6 protein-coding genes, 3 pseudogenes and 5 CRISPR repeat arrays (1 of these 14 cut by a window edge) are annotated in these 15,581 nt (G+C 45.6%); of the genes and pseudogenes, 8 read left to right on the top strand and 1 reads right to left on the bottom strand.

The window, feature by feature from the left end:
* Positions 1–1,030: direct repeats of the CRISPR family, unit length 32 nt; unit sequence GTCGCACCTTACGTAGGTGCGTGGATTGAAAT; it reaches 409 nt to the left of the window's first position.
* 50 nt (positions 1,031–1,080) lie between these two features.
* From EDM21_RS13200 to EDM21_RS13190, 3 genes and pseudogenes are all read left to right on the top strand, one after another.
* Positions 1,081–1,545 (top strand): annotated as a pseudogene (locus EDM21_RS13200) (ATP-binding cassette domain-containing protein); the annotation flags it as partial.
* Between the two features lie 305 nt (positions 1,546–1,850).
* Positions 1,851–2,753 (top strand): annotated as a pseudogene (locus EDM21_RS13195) (ABC transporter ATP-binding protein); the annotation flags it as partial.
* 427 nt (positions 2,754–3,180) lie between these two features.
* Positions 3,181–3,742: a CRISPR direct-repeat array (repeat unit 32 nt; unit sequence GTCGCACCTTACGTAGGTGCGTGGATTGAAAT).
* 104 nt (positions 3,743–3,846) lie between these two features.
* A CRISPR array of direct repeats spans positions 3,847–4,550; the repeat unit is 32 nt; unit sequence GTCGCACCTTACGTAGGTGCGTGGATTGAAAT.
* A 94-nt stretch (positions 4,551–4,644) separates the two neighbouring features.
* A complete protein-coding gene (locus EDM21_RS13190) occupies positions 4,645–4,824 on the top strand; it encodes a hypothetical protein (RefSeq protein ID WP_157336153.1) in 180 nt (59 codons plus the stop codon).
* A 246-nt stretch (positions 4,825–5,070) separates the two neighbouring features.
* Here the strand turns inward: EDM21_RS13190 and EDM21_RS13185 are convergent, their stop codons facing one another.
* Positions 5,071–5,298 (bottom strand): helix-turn-helix domain-containing protein, encoded by a 228-nt coding sequence (locus tag EDM21_RS13185; protein ID WP_157336151.1) that lies wholly within the window; start codon positions 5,296–5,298, stop codon positions 5,071–5,073.
* A 173-nt stretch (positions 5,299–5,471) separates the two neighbouring features.
* On the opposite strand from EDM21_RS13185, the gene EDM21_RS13180 reads away from it, so the two are divergent.
* The 5 genes and pseudogenes from EDM21_RS13180 (at position 5,472) to cas8c (ending at position 15,581) form a co-directional block, all read left to right on the top strand.
* Entirely contained in the window at positions 5,472–5,849 is a 378-nt protein-coding gene (locus EDM21_RS13180; protein ID WP_157336149.1) for a hypothetical protein, read from the top strand.
* A 1,078-nt stretch (positions 5,850–6,927) separates the two neighbouring features.
* A CRISPR array of direct repeats spans positions 6,928–8,034; the repeat unit is 33 nt; unit sequence GTCGCACCTTATGTAGGTGCGTGGATTGAAATA.
* Positions 8,035–8,083: 49 nt separating this feature from the next.
* Positions 8,084–8,893, top strand: a pseudogene (locus EDM21_RS13175) (ABC transporter ATP-binding protein); the annotation flags it as partial.
* A gap of 439 nt (positions 8,894–9,332) precedes the next feature.
* Positions 9,333–10,038: direct repeats of the CRISPR family, unit length 32 nt; unit sequence GTCGCACCTTACATAGGTGCGTGGATTGAAAT.
* 407 nt (positions 10,039–10,445) lie between these two features.
* On the top strand, positions 10,446–12,875 hold the full coding sequence (gene cas3 / locus EDM21_RS13170; protein ID WP_157336147.1) for a CRISPR-associated helicase Cas3': 2,430 nt from the start codon (positions 10,446–10,448) through the stop codon (positions 12,873–12,875).
* Positions 12,876–12,945: 70 nt separating this feature from the next.
* Positions 12,946–13,665 (top strand): type I-C CRISPR-associated protein Cas5c, encoded by a 720-nt coding sequence (gene cas5c / locus EDM21_RS13165; RefSeq protein ID WP_166541985.1) that lies wholly within the window; start codon positions 12,946–12,948, stop codon positions 13,663–13,665.
* Positions 13,662–15,581 carry a type I-C CRISPR-associated protein Cas8c/Csd1 gene (cas8c, locus tag EDM21_RS13160; protein ID WP_157336145.1) on the top strand — a complete coding sequence of 640 codons (1,920 nt, stop codon included), beginning with the start codon at positions 13,662–13,664 and terminating at the stop codon, positions 15,579–15,581. The genes cas5c and cas8c overlap by 4 nt, the downstream gene beginning before the upstream one ends.

Genomic DNA, 15,581 nt, shown 5'->3' with positions numbered 1-15,581 from the left:
CATAGGTGCGTGGATTGAAATGATCTCACCAAGTGCTGTTGCAGTTTCGGAAGGACCGTCGCACCTTACATAGGTGCGTGGATTGAAATACCGGGGACGGAGGCGCAAACACGCCGTTATAGGCGTCGCACCTTACATAGGTGCGTGGATTGAAATCTGTCACAAATCGACCTTTATACGCGCCGATTTGTCGTCGCACCTTACACAGGCGCGTGGATTGAAATACCGCTACTATAGCCTGCTTGATCCTATTTACCTGTCGCACCTTACACAGGTGCGTGGATTGAAATTCTTCTCGGCGCCAGTATTTCAACCTCTCGTTATACATGTCGCACCTTACACAGGTGCGTGGATTGAAATACCACGAGCCATGCGTGTATTTGCATGTCTGAGGTCGCACCTTACACAGGTGCGTGGATTGAAATCTCGGGTCGGTCTCGCATTCAAATTTAATCTGCTGTCGCACCTTACACAGGTGCGTGGATTGAAATTAATCCGTATTTGTCTTGAGCGTATTCTTTCACCGTCGCACCTTACGTAGGTGCGTGGATTGAAATTCCGAAGTCGAAAATGAAATCGGAAGAAAAACCGAGTCGCACCTTACGTAGGTGCGTGGATTGAAATAACGGACCGGAGAAGGAAATAAAGACCGGTGTGTCTAGGTCGCACCTTACGTAGGTGTGTGGATTGAAATGGATTGGCGATCTTTGCGAACTAAAAGTGTGGGAAGTCGCACCTTACGTAGGTGCGTGGATTGAAATTTTACGATGGCTTCGGTCGCTGTTGTTGTTTCCTTCGTCGCACCTTACAAAGGTGCGTGGATTGAAATAAGTTGGCTTTTTATGATGAACCCCGGCCGTACCTGGTCGCACCTTACACAGGTGCGTGGATTGAAATCGTTATGAGACATCAATTGTAGCTTATTATCAAAGTCGCACCTTACACAGGTGCGTGGTTTGAAATCCATCTCTCATATATCCGGCTCTGTTTTCTTCCTGGTCGCACCTTACATAGGTGCGTGGATTGAAATATCGGGGAGTCCGGCGCAAATACGCCGTTATAGGCGTCGGACCTTATGCGCAGAATGCATTAGCCGGCGCACAGCGGATTCAAGAAATTTTGAACGAGGAAGAAGAGCCGGTAAGGATCGGTGCTTGGGACAGCAAACAGGTGTCGGAAGCCATAGTGGAATTCCGCAACGTCGAATTTTCCTACCAGTCGGATAAAAAAGTGCTGTGCAAGTTGTCCATGAAGGTGCTGCCCGGCCAGGTTGCCGCCATTGTAGGAGCCAGCGGAAGCGGCAAGAGCACGCTGATCAAACTGCTCCTTGGTTTCTATCCCGTAGACCGCGGGGAAATTCTGCTGCAAGGCAAGTCGTTCGGGCACTATACGCTCGAAGAAATTCGCGGGCAAATCGCTTATGTGCCGCAAGATGCCTTTTTGTTCAGCGGAACCATCGAAGACAACATCCGCTATGGCAATCCGGAAGCGTCGACAGACGAAGTACGGGAGGGCGGCCTTGGGCTGCCTACGCCGCACCTTATATGGTGCGTGGATTGAAATTGCCAAGTGTCCGTTACGTAGCCGACGTTTTCAGAGTCGCACCTTACATGGTGCGTGGATTGAAATAGCGATTGTCCTACAATGATTAATCGTATCGGCCTGGTCGCACCTTACATAGGTGCGTGGATTGAAATCGTTAGGGAGTGGGGCATTAAATCCATGAACGATGTCGTACCTTATACAGGTGCGTGGATTGAAATACTGCTGCCCAGCACTTAGGGATTATAATAATGCAGTTGCACCTTATAAGATGCGTGATTGAAATAGTGACTCTAAAGAGCATGTGACTAGTTTGGAATGGCAGCGTGGCTGCATTCGCCGTCCTGCAAATCAATCTGACTCATGCGATCATGACTTTCGGAACCGTACTATCCCTCGCGCAGAATTCATTAGCCGGCGCACAGCGGATTCAAGAAATTTTGAACGAGGAAGAAGAGCCGGTAAGGATCGGTACTTGGGACAGTAAACAGGTGTCGGAGGCCATGGTGGAATTCCGCAACGTCGAATTTTCCTACCAGTCGGATAAAAAAGTGCTGTGCGAGTTGTCCATGAAGGTGCTGCCCGGCCAGGTTGCCGCCATTGTAGGAGCCAGCGGAAGCGGCAAGAGCACGCTGATCAAACTGCTCCTTGGTTTCTATCCCGTAGCCCGCGGGGAAATCCTGCTGCAAGGCAAGTCGTTCGGGCACTATACGCTCGAAGAAATTCGCGGGCAAATCGCTTATGTGCCGCAAGATGCCTTTTTGTTCAGCGGAACCATCGAAGACAACATCCGCTACGGCAATCCGGAAGCTTCGGCAGAGGAAGTGCGGGAGGCGGCCGGGGCTGCATACGCCGATGCTTTTATCCAGGAGCTGCCCGAGAAGTATCAGACCCAAGTGGGGGAGCGCGGCGCTTCTCTGTCCGGCGGTCAAAGGCAGCGTATCGCCATCGCCAGGGCCATCTTGAAGAATGCTCCTATTCTGCTGCTCGATGAGGCGACCTCCGCCCTCGATAACGAGTCGGAATACTGGGTGCAGAAGGCGTTGAATGAGTTGATGAAAGGACGCACGACCATCCTGATCGCTCATCGCCTCAGCACCGTGGAGAAAGCCGATTCCATCACCGTCATGAGCCAGGGAAGCATAGTGGAGCAGGGAACGCATCAGGATTTGCTGGCACGGGGCGGGTATTATGCGCAGTTGTATGGGTAAGTTGATTGATTAGGGATTTATATGATAAGCATTGGAACGCAAGACCAGAAAACAGGGAGTCCGGGTGACTTTCTGTTTTTCTGTTTGGGAACTTTTTTTGGAAAAATAGATTAGAAGAATTTCTTGTCGGGATATAACCCGATGGAAGAAAAGCAGGATAGCAGAGTTGATTAAATCGTTAGAATATGGGAAAATCAGGATGATTATTGAGTAACTTTATTTTTAGTTCGAGAACATGGGCAGCTTCACATTATAGTAGTGCGAATGCCAAGCGAACATGATTTCCCTAGGGGATTCGCACCAAATCTTTTACTTTTTGAGATTGATTTTACAAATATAGTAATTTGATATTTTGTTTATTTGTGTAAGTTTGTAGTTGTTTTTAGTAGAAGGTTCGATTTTTAAGTTTTTTTGCTTGAAAATCGGTGTCGCACCTTACGTAGGTGCGTGGATTGAAATCTCTTGACCCTAAGATGTACCCGGACCTGTCCATTGTCGCACCTTACGTAGGTGCGTGGATTGAAATAATCAATGCGGGCGCCAGTTTCGGCATGTTATCGTCGCACCTTACGTAGGTGCGTGGATTGAAATATAACTAACTGATGGACGATGTTGTTTTGATCATCGTCGCACCTTACGTAGGTGCGTGGATTGAAATTCGGAAAGAGGGCGAAGTAATGTTACCTAAACCGGTCGCACCTTACGTAGGTGCGTGGATTGAAATAGGGGCAGATACAGTCCCGGGAACTACGGCAGGATGTCGCACCTTACGTAGGTGCGTGGATTGAAATCAACATGTCTCGCGAGGAGCAACGCAAACTGAGGGTCGCACCTTACGTAGGTGCGTGGATTGAAATTGGAAGCACAAAAGACCTGTCCTCTGCCCAAGCGTCGCACCTTACGTAGGTGCGTGGATTGAAATGAATGAATCCACCTCAAAGGTGCCACAAGGCAGCCGTCGCACCTTACGTAGGTGCGTGGATTGAAATGCCCTGATCATCAAGTCTTATACTGGGCGAAGTTGATGTCGCACCTTACGTGGTGCGTGGATTGAAATAATTTGATTTTGAAGAATAATGACAGTGAACATTATTGTCGCACCTTACGTAGGTGCGTGGATTGAAATTCACCAATGGCCCGATCTATGTTAACCCTGCACCCAGTCGCACCTTACGTAGGTGCGTGGATTGAAATTTTAACATCGATCCGATCGGCTTGTATTGATTTCGTCGCACCTTACGTAGGTGCGTGGATTGAAATAGCAAGGGTTTGAGTAACCATCATGTTACCTAAGTTGTCGCACCTTACGTAGGTGCGTGGATTGAAATCGAAAAGAAGCCACACGAAGCCGTCGAACAAAGAAGGTCGCACCTTACGTAGGTGCGTGGATTGAAATGCGAAGGCTCTAGAAACAAAATGAATACGAGGTGGGTCGCACCTTACGTAGGTGCGTGGATTGAAATTCCCGGCAAACGTCAGGATAAAGCGATGATCGCGTCGCACCTTACATAGGTGCGTGGATTGAAATGATGTACACCGGAGACTCACTCCTGTCTGCTTGTATGTCGCACCTTACATAGGTGCGTGGATTGAAATAGCCCCGCCAGAATCTCGGCTCCTGTCATAGTCAGTCGCACCTTACATAGGTGCGTGGATTGAAATGTAACATACTTACAGAGCCAAGGACTCATTCAGGCGTCGCACCTTACATAGGTACGTGGATTGAAATACGGTACTCTGCATCTGTTTCTTTTTCTCGGCCTCCGTCACACCTAACATAGGTACCTGAATTGAAATTGCTATTGTTATGGTTGTTGACAAAATTTATATGGTCACACCTTTAAAAGGTGCTTGGATTAGTGACTCTAAAAGAGGGTGCTAGTAGTTTGGAATGAACAGCGTGGCTGCATTTGCTTTCCTGCAGATCAATTTGACTCGCGCGCAAAATTCATTAGCCGGAGCACAGCGGGTTCAAGACAGTCATGAATTAGAGAAATATAGTCGAGCAAAATACGCAACAGTATTTGATGGCATGCGGCTTGTATTAGGCGCAGTTGTATGGAAAGGTTGATCAGAGATTTTTTTGCGATGAACAATGAAACGATAAATTAAAAAACAGGGAGTCTGGGTGACTTCCTGTTTTTCTGTGGTAGACCCTTCAAGAACATGTTTTTGACACATAAAGCTCTGCCCATTCATGTTAATTGGCTTGTTTACGTTTTTCGACTTCTTTGTTTGTGAGATTCCCACACCCCGGCAAATCCGGAGTATTTTTAATTGCAATGTATAGATATCACGTATCATGACAGACGTTAGATTAGTCAAAAGGTCTGTATTTTTCTTTGAGTAATGTTGCTTCTTGTTTTCTTTCCTCAACATCCTGCCTTAAAAATAATCGGGTTCTTCCAACTTTTTTAATCGGCATAAGCTTTCCACGCTCAATAAGTGAACTCAAAGCTTGGTTTGTTATACCTAACTCTTTGATGACTTCAGGAACAGCCAGAATATGTTCATTTACCAATTGGCTTAATTCTTCTCTGTTCATTTGTTCACCTCGCATTATAATTTTTATGATAACATAACTATTTATATACATAAATAGTTATTTTTATTTATAATCAACTATTATTTATAGAAAAACTATATATTATTGATAAATTCTGTAATTAAAGTTAGTGTGAAGGTGTGCACAAATAACTAATAGAATGGAGAATGACAATGTTTAGAAAAACCACAGTTTTGAGTCTCGCAGTTGTCTTTGGTGTATTAAGTGCAGGTTCTTCTGCTCTTGCTGCAAATGAATATGCGTCAGTCTCAGCGAACCGAGAATATCCTAAATACACGGATGCTGTAAATGGTCAACACCAATATGGCAGGTACACTGTCACAATGACTGATGGAATTGGTGGAATACTTGGAACACTACAAGAGAAGTGCGGGAGCACTTGGGTAGATAGAGATAGCGTAGAAGTTAATACAACAAGTGATTCTACTACTGATACTGACAACTATTATATGGCAGGTGGATGTCAATATCGTGTGAAACTAACAGTGGGCGCTAGTGGTGGAACAGCGTACATTCGAAACTGGAATTAATAAAAATTAAGGACATAGGGAAGCAGTGCCTTAGTAAGAGGCGCTGCTCCTTTTTTAATTTATTTGTATGATTTTGTATTAACGCCAATGTGAGAATGGTTCTATTAAAGGTACAAGTTTTTGTCCATACTGAGCATCCTGCCATTACCTTATGACGACGAAAACTTAAATCCATTACCGATTAGAGACTGATGTAACGGTATTCTAAATAAACCAACAGACTTCATTGAGCCCAACGAGTAGAATATTCTAATACCTGCGAAAAAATTAAGATTGAGCAGAGAAGATAAACAGAAGTTGCTTGCAAGTGTCGTTTTAAATGAGGTAGACATAAAAAAGACTGTCGAGAAATTCTCGAAATTTTATAACCCAAATATGCTTTTCCGTTACACTGAACAGGTTCATTGTGACTGGATCCACCATGCTTACTCACAAGTTTTTTGAAATCAATTGTAACTGTAAAAAATGCCATTACCAATAGGAAAGATGAGAAAGTAACATATCTCATTTTCAAGAATGGATAGCATGTCAATGAAGAATTAGAGATTGGAAGAGGTGATCGATTTAAAATGAGCCGATTCCATCACCGTAGTGAAACTAGGGAAAAACATAGTAGAGTAAGGGGCGAATCAGGATTTGCTGGCACGGGGTGGGTATTATGCGCAGTTGTATGGGTAGGTTGATTAGGGATCTTTTACAATGAGCAATGGAACGAAAGATAAGTAAGCGAGGGGTCTGAGTGGCTTCCTATTATTCTGTTTGAAAACTTCTACATAGATTCGGCGGGATATAACCCGAAGAGAAATACGATAGCAGAGTTGATTAAAGTAATATAATATGGGGAAATCAGGAATGACCTTACATAACTTTCTTTTTAGTTCGAGAACATGGGCAGCTTCCTGTTATTGTAGTGCGAATGCCAAGCGAACATGATTTCCCTGGGGGTTTCGCACCAAATATTTTACTTTTTGATATTGATTTTACAAATATAGTAATTCATTATTTTGTTTATTTGTGTAAGTTTGTAGTTGCTTTTAGTAGAAGGTCCGATTTTTAAGTTTTTTGCTTGAAAATCGGTGTCGCACCTTATGTAGGTGCGTGGATTGAAATTCCCCACGCCCGCCCCTGCGTTGTGGCTCTCTTGTCGCACCTTATGTAGGTGCGTGGATTGAAATAATAGTGACATGAAGGCCACATATGACAGCTACAAGTCGCACCTTATGTAGGTGCGTGGATTGAAATAACTAGTGCCAGGGCATCGTATGAGAAAGGGAGTCCAAGTCGCACCTTATGTAGGTGCGTGGATTGAAATTCGTTCCCGGTGCAGTGGTACATCGACAACATGAAGTCGCACCTTATGTAGGTGCGTGGATTGAAATACGAAGGAGATCCGCGGGCATGGGCACAGGCTATGTCGCACCTTATGTAGGTGCGTGGATTGAAATAAAAGTCTATCCAACCTAGTCAACAATCAGGGCCGTCGCACCTTATGTAGGTGCGTGGATTGAAATACTTCCAAGTATCCCACCTGGTATCAACCAAATCGGGGTCGCACCTTATGTAGGTGCGTGGATTGAAATCTCAATATGCTGGGAAAATCAATCATGTAACCAAGTCGCACCTTATGTAGGTGCGTGGATTGAAATCAATCGTGGGTATGGTGGAGATCGCTAACGATACAGTCGCACCTTATGTAGGTGCGTGGATTGAAATACTAAATAGGTAATAAGTTCCACCTTGGGTACACGGTCGCACCTTATGTAGGTGCTTGGATTGAAATTCAATGTCCATCGTGTCCGACTCGACCAGGGCATAGTCGCACCTTATGTAGGTGCGTGGATTGAAATTCTGCATCGTTTTATCTTATGGTTAATAAGGTTGATCAAGTCGCACCTTATGTAGGTGCGTGGATTGAAATATTGATGGTGTAGACACCCATTTCAATCATCATCGTCGCACCTTATGTAGGTGCGTGGATTGAAATAATATCGCATTACTACGGCTTCGGTGATTGATCTGGTCGTACCTTATGTTGGTGCGTGGATTGAAATTTTGATGGATGCATAGTAAGCGACAGGAAGTTCATAGTCGCACCTTATGTAGGTGCGTGAATTGAAATGACCAGAACGGCAGCATTAAATCAATGGCCGAAGTCGCACCTTACACAGGTCCGTGGATTGAAATACCGGCGAGTCTGGGGCAAAAACGCCGTTTTAGACGTCGAACCTTATGCGCAGAATTCATTAGCCGGCGCACAGCGGATTCAAGAAATTTTGAACGAAGAAGAAGAGCCGGTAAGGATCGGTACTTGGGACAGCAAACAGGTGTCGGAGGCCATGGTGGAATTCCGCAACGTCGAATTTTCCTACCAGTCGGATAAAAAAGTGCTGTGCGAGTTGTCCATGAAGGTGCTGCCCGGCCAGGTTGCCGCCATTGTAGGAGCCAGCGGAAGCGGCAAGAGCACGCTGATCAAACTGCTCCTTGGTTTCTATCCCGTAGACCGCGGTGAAATCCTGCTGCAAGGCAAGTCGTTCGGGCACTACACGCTCGAAGAAATTCGCGGGCAAATCGCTTATGTGCCGCAAGATGCCTTCTTATTCAGCGGAACCATCGAAGACAACATCCGCTACGGCAATCCGGAAGCGTCGACAGAGGAAGTGCGGGAGGCGGCCGGGGCTGCATACGCCGATGCTTTTATCCAGGAGCTGCCCGAGAAGTATCAGACCCAAGTGGGGGAGCGCGGCGCCTCTCTGTCCGGCGGTCAAAGGCAGCGTATCGCTATCGCCAGGGCCATCTTGAAAAATGCTCCTATTCTGCTGCTCGATGAAGCGACCTCCGCCCTTGATAACGAGTCGGAATACTGGGTGCAGAAAGCCTTGAACGAGTTGATGAAAGGACGCACGACCATTCTGATCGCTCATCGCCTCAGCACCGTGGAGAAAGCCGATTCCATCACCGTCATGAGCCAGGGAAGCATAGTGGAGCAGGGGACGCATCAGGATTTGCTGGCACGGGGCGGGTATTATGCGCAGTTGTATGGGTAGGTTGATTAGGGATCTTTTACTATGAGCATTGGAACGCAAGACCAGAAAACAGGGAGTCCGGGTGACTTTCTGTTTTTCTGTTTGGGAACTTCTTTTTGGGAACTTTTTTTGGAAAAATAGATTGGAAGAATTCTTGCGGGGATATAACCCGATGGAAGAGAAGTAGGATAGCAGAGTTGATTAAACCGTTAGAATATGGGAAAATCAGGGATGATCCTCGAGTAACTTTATTTTCAAATTCGGGAACAGGGGCACCTTCATATTATTGTAGTGCGAATGCCAAGCGAACATGATTTTCCTGAGGGATTCGCACCAAATATTTTACTTTTTGAGATTGGTTTTACAAATATAGCAATTTGTTATTTTGTTTATTTGAGAGAATTTAAACATATTTTTAGTAAAAGGTTCGATTTTTAAGTTTTTTTGCTTGAAAATCGGTGTCGCACCTTACACAGGTGCGTGGATTGAAATACAAATGTTCCCGAGTCGCTTATTCAAACTCTTAAAGTCGCACCTTACACAGGTGCGTGGATTGAAATCATTACTCTCCTTTGTCATCTTGTCGTAGGTCTTAGTCGCACCTTACACAGGTGCGTGGATTGAAATAATACCAATGCCGCCGCATCCTATGACCTGATGCAGTCGCACCTTACACAGGTGCGTGGATTGAAATTATGACAACGCCTACTCCGCATGCAGGAGCGTTGTCGCACCTTACATAGGTGCGTGGATTGAAATAAGGATGCTTCCGATCTTTCGAAAGTCGCCGCCCTCGTCGCACCTTACATAGGTGCGTGGATTGAAATACGATGGCGAAGTATATCTCCATCAAGCGCCCATCTTGTCGCACCTTACATAGGTGCGTGGATTGAAATTAAGGAAACATATTCGTCCTTCCCCATTTTAGCCAGCGTCGCACCTTACATAGGTGCGTGGATTGAAATTTTAATACCGGCATCACGTTTTTTGTCTTTTTTGTCGCACCTTACATAGGTGCGTGGATTGAAATTCCGGGATCGGTGGCATGGGGTACGGCCTCATGCGAGGTCGCACCTTACACAGGTGCGTGGATTGAAATTTGGAGGCATTTATGGCTAATTACTTGGTCGGTAAGTCGCACCTTACACATGTGTGTGGATTGAAATTGAAAGAGCAAGGGAAGATCATTACCAAAATTTCAAGGTCACACCTTACACAGGTTCGTGAATTATTATAAAAAAAGTACCCGTATGTTTTTCTTAGTGATGCACCTTACATAAGTGCGTGTATTGAAAAGTTCCTTTTCATCAGCACGTCTCAATACCGGTCTATTCCACAACAAAATCTTCTTCGCAACTTCGCGAAGAGGATTTTTTGCGTTAAAACAGTTTCAAAACTGCTCATAAAACATTCCCAATTCAAATGACCCAAAAAAATTATCGAAATATGTATATTTTAGGAAGGAACTATAATGAGTCTGTAGAATTACTTTATGGAAGGTTTAGTAAAATTATTAGGTATATGGAACTACTTCTTAGGTGTGCAGTGATTTTTTTGAGGAGGAGGTGACATCATGAATTATATTGCCCATATTCGTGAAAGCGATGAGGAGCAGCAGAGCGTAGAAGAGCATCTACTCGGCGTACAATCTCTTGCTGAAGATTTCGGTGCTGGTATAGGTCTCAAACACATTTGTGGATTGGCTGGTCTGCTGCATGATATGGGGAAATACACGAGTGCTTTTCGTAATTACATTCTGGAAGCGGTATACAACCCCGAAGCTCCGCCGAAACGGGGGAGTGTGGATCACTCAACCGCCGGAGGCAGACTGTTATATGAAACCTATCACACCGTAAAGATCAATCGGTTTAAAGGAATTCTGGCAGAGATCATAGGGAACGCTATTATTTCCCATCATTCCTATCTGCAGGATTTTTTGAATCCTGAGTTAGAATCTAATTATTTGCAGCGTGTGCGTGATAAAGAATTGACGGAATTTGACCAGAGTGTAGCGCTTTTTTTCCAAAAGGTGATGAGCAAGGAGGATTTTCATCTCTATGTGGACCGTGCTTCAGAAGAATTAGAGGGCTATCTGGCTAAATCCTCTTCAATGGGTATGGAAGCGAGGTGCATGTTCTTAACCAAGTTTGTATTCAGTACACTGATCGATGCGGATCGGACCAATACGAGAAAGTTTGAAGAGAACGCAGCAGAAGAACCTGTACAGCCGGTCGAAGAGCTTTTTGATACTTATTACAAAAGACTTCTTGATGAAATCGGGCGGTTTGGCGATCCGAATAAGACGCTGTCCTCAATCAACCGGCTAAGAAGCGAGATGTCTGAGCAGTGTGACCGTTTTGCAGAGAAGCCCTCAGGAATTTATACATTATCGATTCCGACGGGGGGCGGCAAGACACTGGCGAGTCTGCGATATGCCCTTAAGCACGCCAGAAAATATGGGAAGCGGCATATTATTTATGTTCTGCCTTACACGACCATTATCGAGCAGAATGCAGCAGAAGTGCGCCGGATACTTCTGGATGAAGCGAACATTCTGGAGCATCATTCTAATGTGATCGACGATATAGATGGCGATGATGAGCATATGGACGGCATGATCAATGTTCGGCAAAAGCTGAAATTAGCCCGGGATAACTGGGATGTTCCCATTATTTTTACAACGATGGTGCAATTTCTGAACGTGTTCTATGCCAAGGGAAGCCGGAATATCCGCAGGCTGCATAATTTGAGCAGCTCGGTTCTAGTGTTTGATGAAGTGCAGAAGGTTCCCGTCTCCTGTGTGTCCTTATTTAATGAAGCTTTAAATTTCCTGAGAACATATGGCAATGCCAGCCTTGTCTTGTGTACGGCTACACAGCCTGCACTGGATTTTGTTGAGCATAAGCTGAATCTCAGCCCGGATGCTGAAATGATCGATAACCTGCATGACGTGATTACGGCGTTTACACGGGTAGAGATTTTGGATAGAGCGACAACTGAAAGTTTCAATAATGACAAGCTTACGGAGTTTATTACGGAGATTATTGAAGAGAAGCGAAGTGTCCTGGCCATTTTAAATACGAAGTCTGTGGTCAAAAAGCTGTATCAGCAGCTGCTAACGACGGTCAGCAACGTTCCAATCTATCATCTGAGTACGTCTATGTGCGCGGTACACCGCAAAGAGATTCTGGAAGAAGTGCGGGATCTCCTGAAAAAAGGAGAAAAAGTTATTTGCGTCAGCACGCCGTTAATCGAAGCAGGAGTCGATGTGAGTTTCGGGTGCGTGATCCGTTCCCTGGCGGGGCTCGATTCCATCGCACAAGCTGCAGGCAGGTGCAATCGGCATGGAGAACATGAACGGCAGCAAGTATATGTGATTGACCATGAGGAAGAGAATTTGGATCGTTTGAAAGAAGTGAAAGAAGGCAAGCGAATTTCCCAGCAGATTTTGATCGACCTGAAGCGTGATTCATCAGAACATGGCGGTCACATACTTTCTGTTCAAGCGATGGAAAGGTATTTCCAGAGGTTTTATAAAAAATTCGAGTTGGACTTGAATTACCAGATCCCCAAATTAGGGCAAGGAATGACCCGATTGTTGTTCGCCACTAAAGAAGAGAATACTTATTGTCACGACTATTACAGCAATACGAAAGAGAGAATTCCTTTATTCCTGGCCAATAGCTATCTGACAGCGGCGGAGCATTTTCACGTCATTGATTCGGCAACCAAAGCAGTGATCGTTCCTTATCAAGAGGAAGGCAAAGCAATCATTGCAGAGTTAAACGGTGCCAGGCGGATCGAAGAACTCTCCAGATTATTACGGAAAGCACAGCAGTATACGATAAATCTGTTTGATTATGAGTTGCAGCAGCTGGACAAGAACGGCGGCTTGGAACGTTGTCTGGATGGACAGATGCTGGTGCTGAATGAGAGGGCTTACAGTAAAGAATTTGGTGTGGATACTACAAATGATAGCAGCCTGGATATGAACCTCTTTTAGCAAGGCAAAAACCTATCTTATTAAGAAGGTAGACTCTCACATCAAGCATGATAAGGAAGGAGGTCAACCTGTGCGAAATTCGATCGAATTTGTCGTCTACGGCGACTATGCTTTATTCACAGATCCTTTAACTAAGCTGGGCGGAGAGAAGCTTTCCTATCAAGTGCCGACATATCAAGCCATTAAGGGAATTGTCGAGAGTATTTACTGGAAGCCGACCTTGATTATGGTCGTCGATCAAGTCCGCGTCATGAACCCCATCCGGATGGAATCCAAAGGGATTCGTCCGATGGATTACAGCGGTGGCAATACTCTAGCAAATTACACGTATTTGAAGGAACCGCGCTATCAAGTGCGCTGCCACTTTGAATTCAACATGAATCGCCCGGATCTGGAACACGACCGTAACGAGCATAAGCATCATAATGTCCTTAAACGGTGTCTTCAGGCGGGAGGGCGACGGGATATTTTCCTCGGCACCAGGGAATGTCAAGGCTACGTGGAGCCATGCACGTTTGGCGAAGGTGAAAGTTTTTATGATGATTACGGTGACATACATCTCGGAAATATGGTGCACGGCATCAACTATCCGGATGAAACCGGCAGGGATCAAATGGAAGTACGTCTTTGGAGCCCTGTAATGAAGAACGGCATCATTTCATTCCCCAGACCGGATCAGTGTACGCAGGTTCGTAAAGTTTCGGACATGAAAGCCAAGCATTTTGATGCAAACAATGTGGAATCGGTAGACGAGCTGTCAGCAAGGTGGGGAGAGGAGGGAAATCTATGAGCTGGCTGCTCAATTTATACGAAACCTATAAATCTAACTTAAACCGTGTAGGTGTGATTGAGAAGACGTACAATGATCGTGAATTTACGCTGCTGCCCGTCTCTCACACCACTCAGAATGCCCACATTCAAGTGGAAATTACGGAAGATGGGGAATTTCATTCGGCTTTCGTGATTGACAAAAGCGATGCAAGCACGTTAATTCCGTGCACGGAGAAGTCGGCCAGCCGCGCCGGGGCGGTCATTTCGCCATATCCGCTTCACGACAAATTAAGCTATGTGGCCGGAGATTTCAAAGCTTACGGCGGCAAAGTGAAGGATGAAGAACCCTTTGCAGTCTACATTCAGGAGCTGAAGAATTGGGCGGAATCACCCTCGGCAGATCCCAAGGTACAGAGTATCTATCGTTATTTAAGCAAGGGACAGCTCATACAAGATCTGGTCGGGCATAAAATTTTGTGTGTCGATGAGAATAACGTGCTTCTGACTAAATGGGATAAGAAATACGAATCCCTCTATCCGCAGAAGCCGGAGATATTTGGCGTGTTAGCCGGCGAGCAGGACAGCGCTTTTGTCCGTTTCAATGTGTATTCGCCCCGGAGCATCTTGACGGATGTTTGGAAAGACCCCGCGATGTACGAATCTTTTATCCGCTATTACAAGGGACGCTTGGGTGATGAAGATATTTGCTATGTGACGGGGGAAATGCTGCCCAGTACGGATAAGCATGCGAATAAGATCCGGAATGCAGCGGATAAAGCCAAGTTAATCTCCGCCAATGATACGTCGGGTTTTACATTCCGCGGACGATTCAATCAGAGCAGGGATGCCGCAAGTATCAGCTATGAGGTGTCACAAAAAGCTCATAACGCACTGAAATGGCTGATTAATCGTCAGGGAAAATTCATGGAACAGCGCGTATTTCTGGTATGGGGGAACGATGCCCTGGATATTCCCGATCCTGCGGAGGATACCTTCTCCATTGATCCCGATCGGATTGTGGCAGCCACAATAGAGTCCAATACGAACCGGGCGTATGCCGTTGAAGTGGCTAAAGCGCTGGATGGCTACAAGAATCAAATTACCTCTGATCCCGGCAAATTTTCCAAATCCGATGTCAATATTATGATTCTCGATTCGGCGACAACAGGACGTATGGCCGTCTTGTACTACCGGAATATGAACAAAGAGCTTTATCTGGACAGGCTGGTTAAGTGGCATTCCACTTGTGTATGGCTTCATCTTTACCGCAAAAATGAGCACGGTGAATTCGTGAGATTCTACGGGGCTCCCGCAACGAAAGATATCGCTTTTGCCGCCTACGGGCCAAGAGCAAGCGACAAGATCGTCAAAGGGCTCATGGAGCGGATGCTGCCATGTATCCTAGATGACTCCCGGATTCCCCGGGACATTGTAAACAGTGCATTCCATCGCGCCTCGAATCCGGTATCCATGGAGAAATGGGAGTGGGAGAAGACGCTCAGCATTGCATGTGCTTTGATTAACAAACAGGAGGGATTGCAATTGGCATTAGATACGGAAACGAATAACCGTGATTATTTGTTCGGCCGCTTGCTGGCGGTGGCGGATGTTCTGGAAAGACAGGCCCTGGGAAAGGAAGAAACGCGTTCGAGCAATGCCATCCGGTATATGAATTCATTCTCGAAGCATCCCGCCAGGACATGGATGACGATCCAATCCAGTTTACAGCCCTACCAGGCCAAGATGGGAACGAAAGCCACTTATTTGTCCAAAATTATTGACGAGGTCGCTTCCAGGTTTCAGACGGAAGATTTCAATAATAAGCCGTTAAGCGGCGAATATTTATTAGGCTTTTACAGCCAGCGGCATGAGCTCTATCAAAAGAAAAATAAAAATGAGGATACACAAGATGTAACTCATGATGAGGAGAGATAA

The sequence above is a fragment of the Paenibacillus lutrae genome, from assembly GCF_009757775.1.
Lineage (GTDB): Bacteria > Bacillota > Bacilli > Paenibacillales > NBRC-103111 > Paenibacillus_F > Paenibacillus_F lutrae.
Note: the sequence above shows the minus strand (reverse complement) of the source record. Positions and strands in the feature narration are given on the sequence as shown.

Coding starts and splice junctions, on each gene's coding strand:
- cas8c (WP_157336145.1), top strand. CDS start 13,662: ATGAGCTGGCTGCTCAATTTATACGAAACCTATAAATCTAACTTAAAC.
- EDM21_RS13190 (WP_157336153.1), top strand. CDS start 4,645: ATGAACAGCGTGGCTGCATTTGCTTTCCTGCAGATCAATTTGACTCGC.
- EDM21_RS13185 (WP_157336151.1), bottom strand. CDS start 5,298: ATGAACAGAGAAGAATTAAGCCAATTGGTAAATGAACATATTCTGGCT.
- cas3 (WP_157336147.1), top strand. CDS start 10,446: ATGAATTATATTGCCCATATTCGTGAAAGCGATGAGGAGCAGCAGAGC.
- EDM21_RS13180 (WP_157336149.1), top strand. CDS start 5,472: ATGTTTAGAAAAACCACAGTTTTGAGTCTCGCAGTTGTCTTTGGTGTA.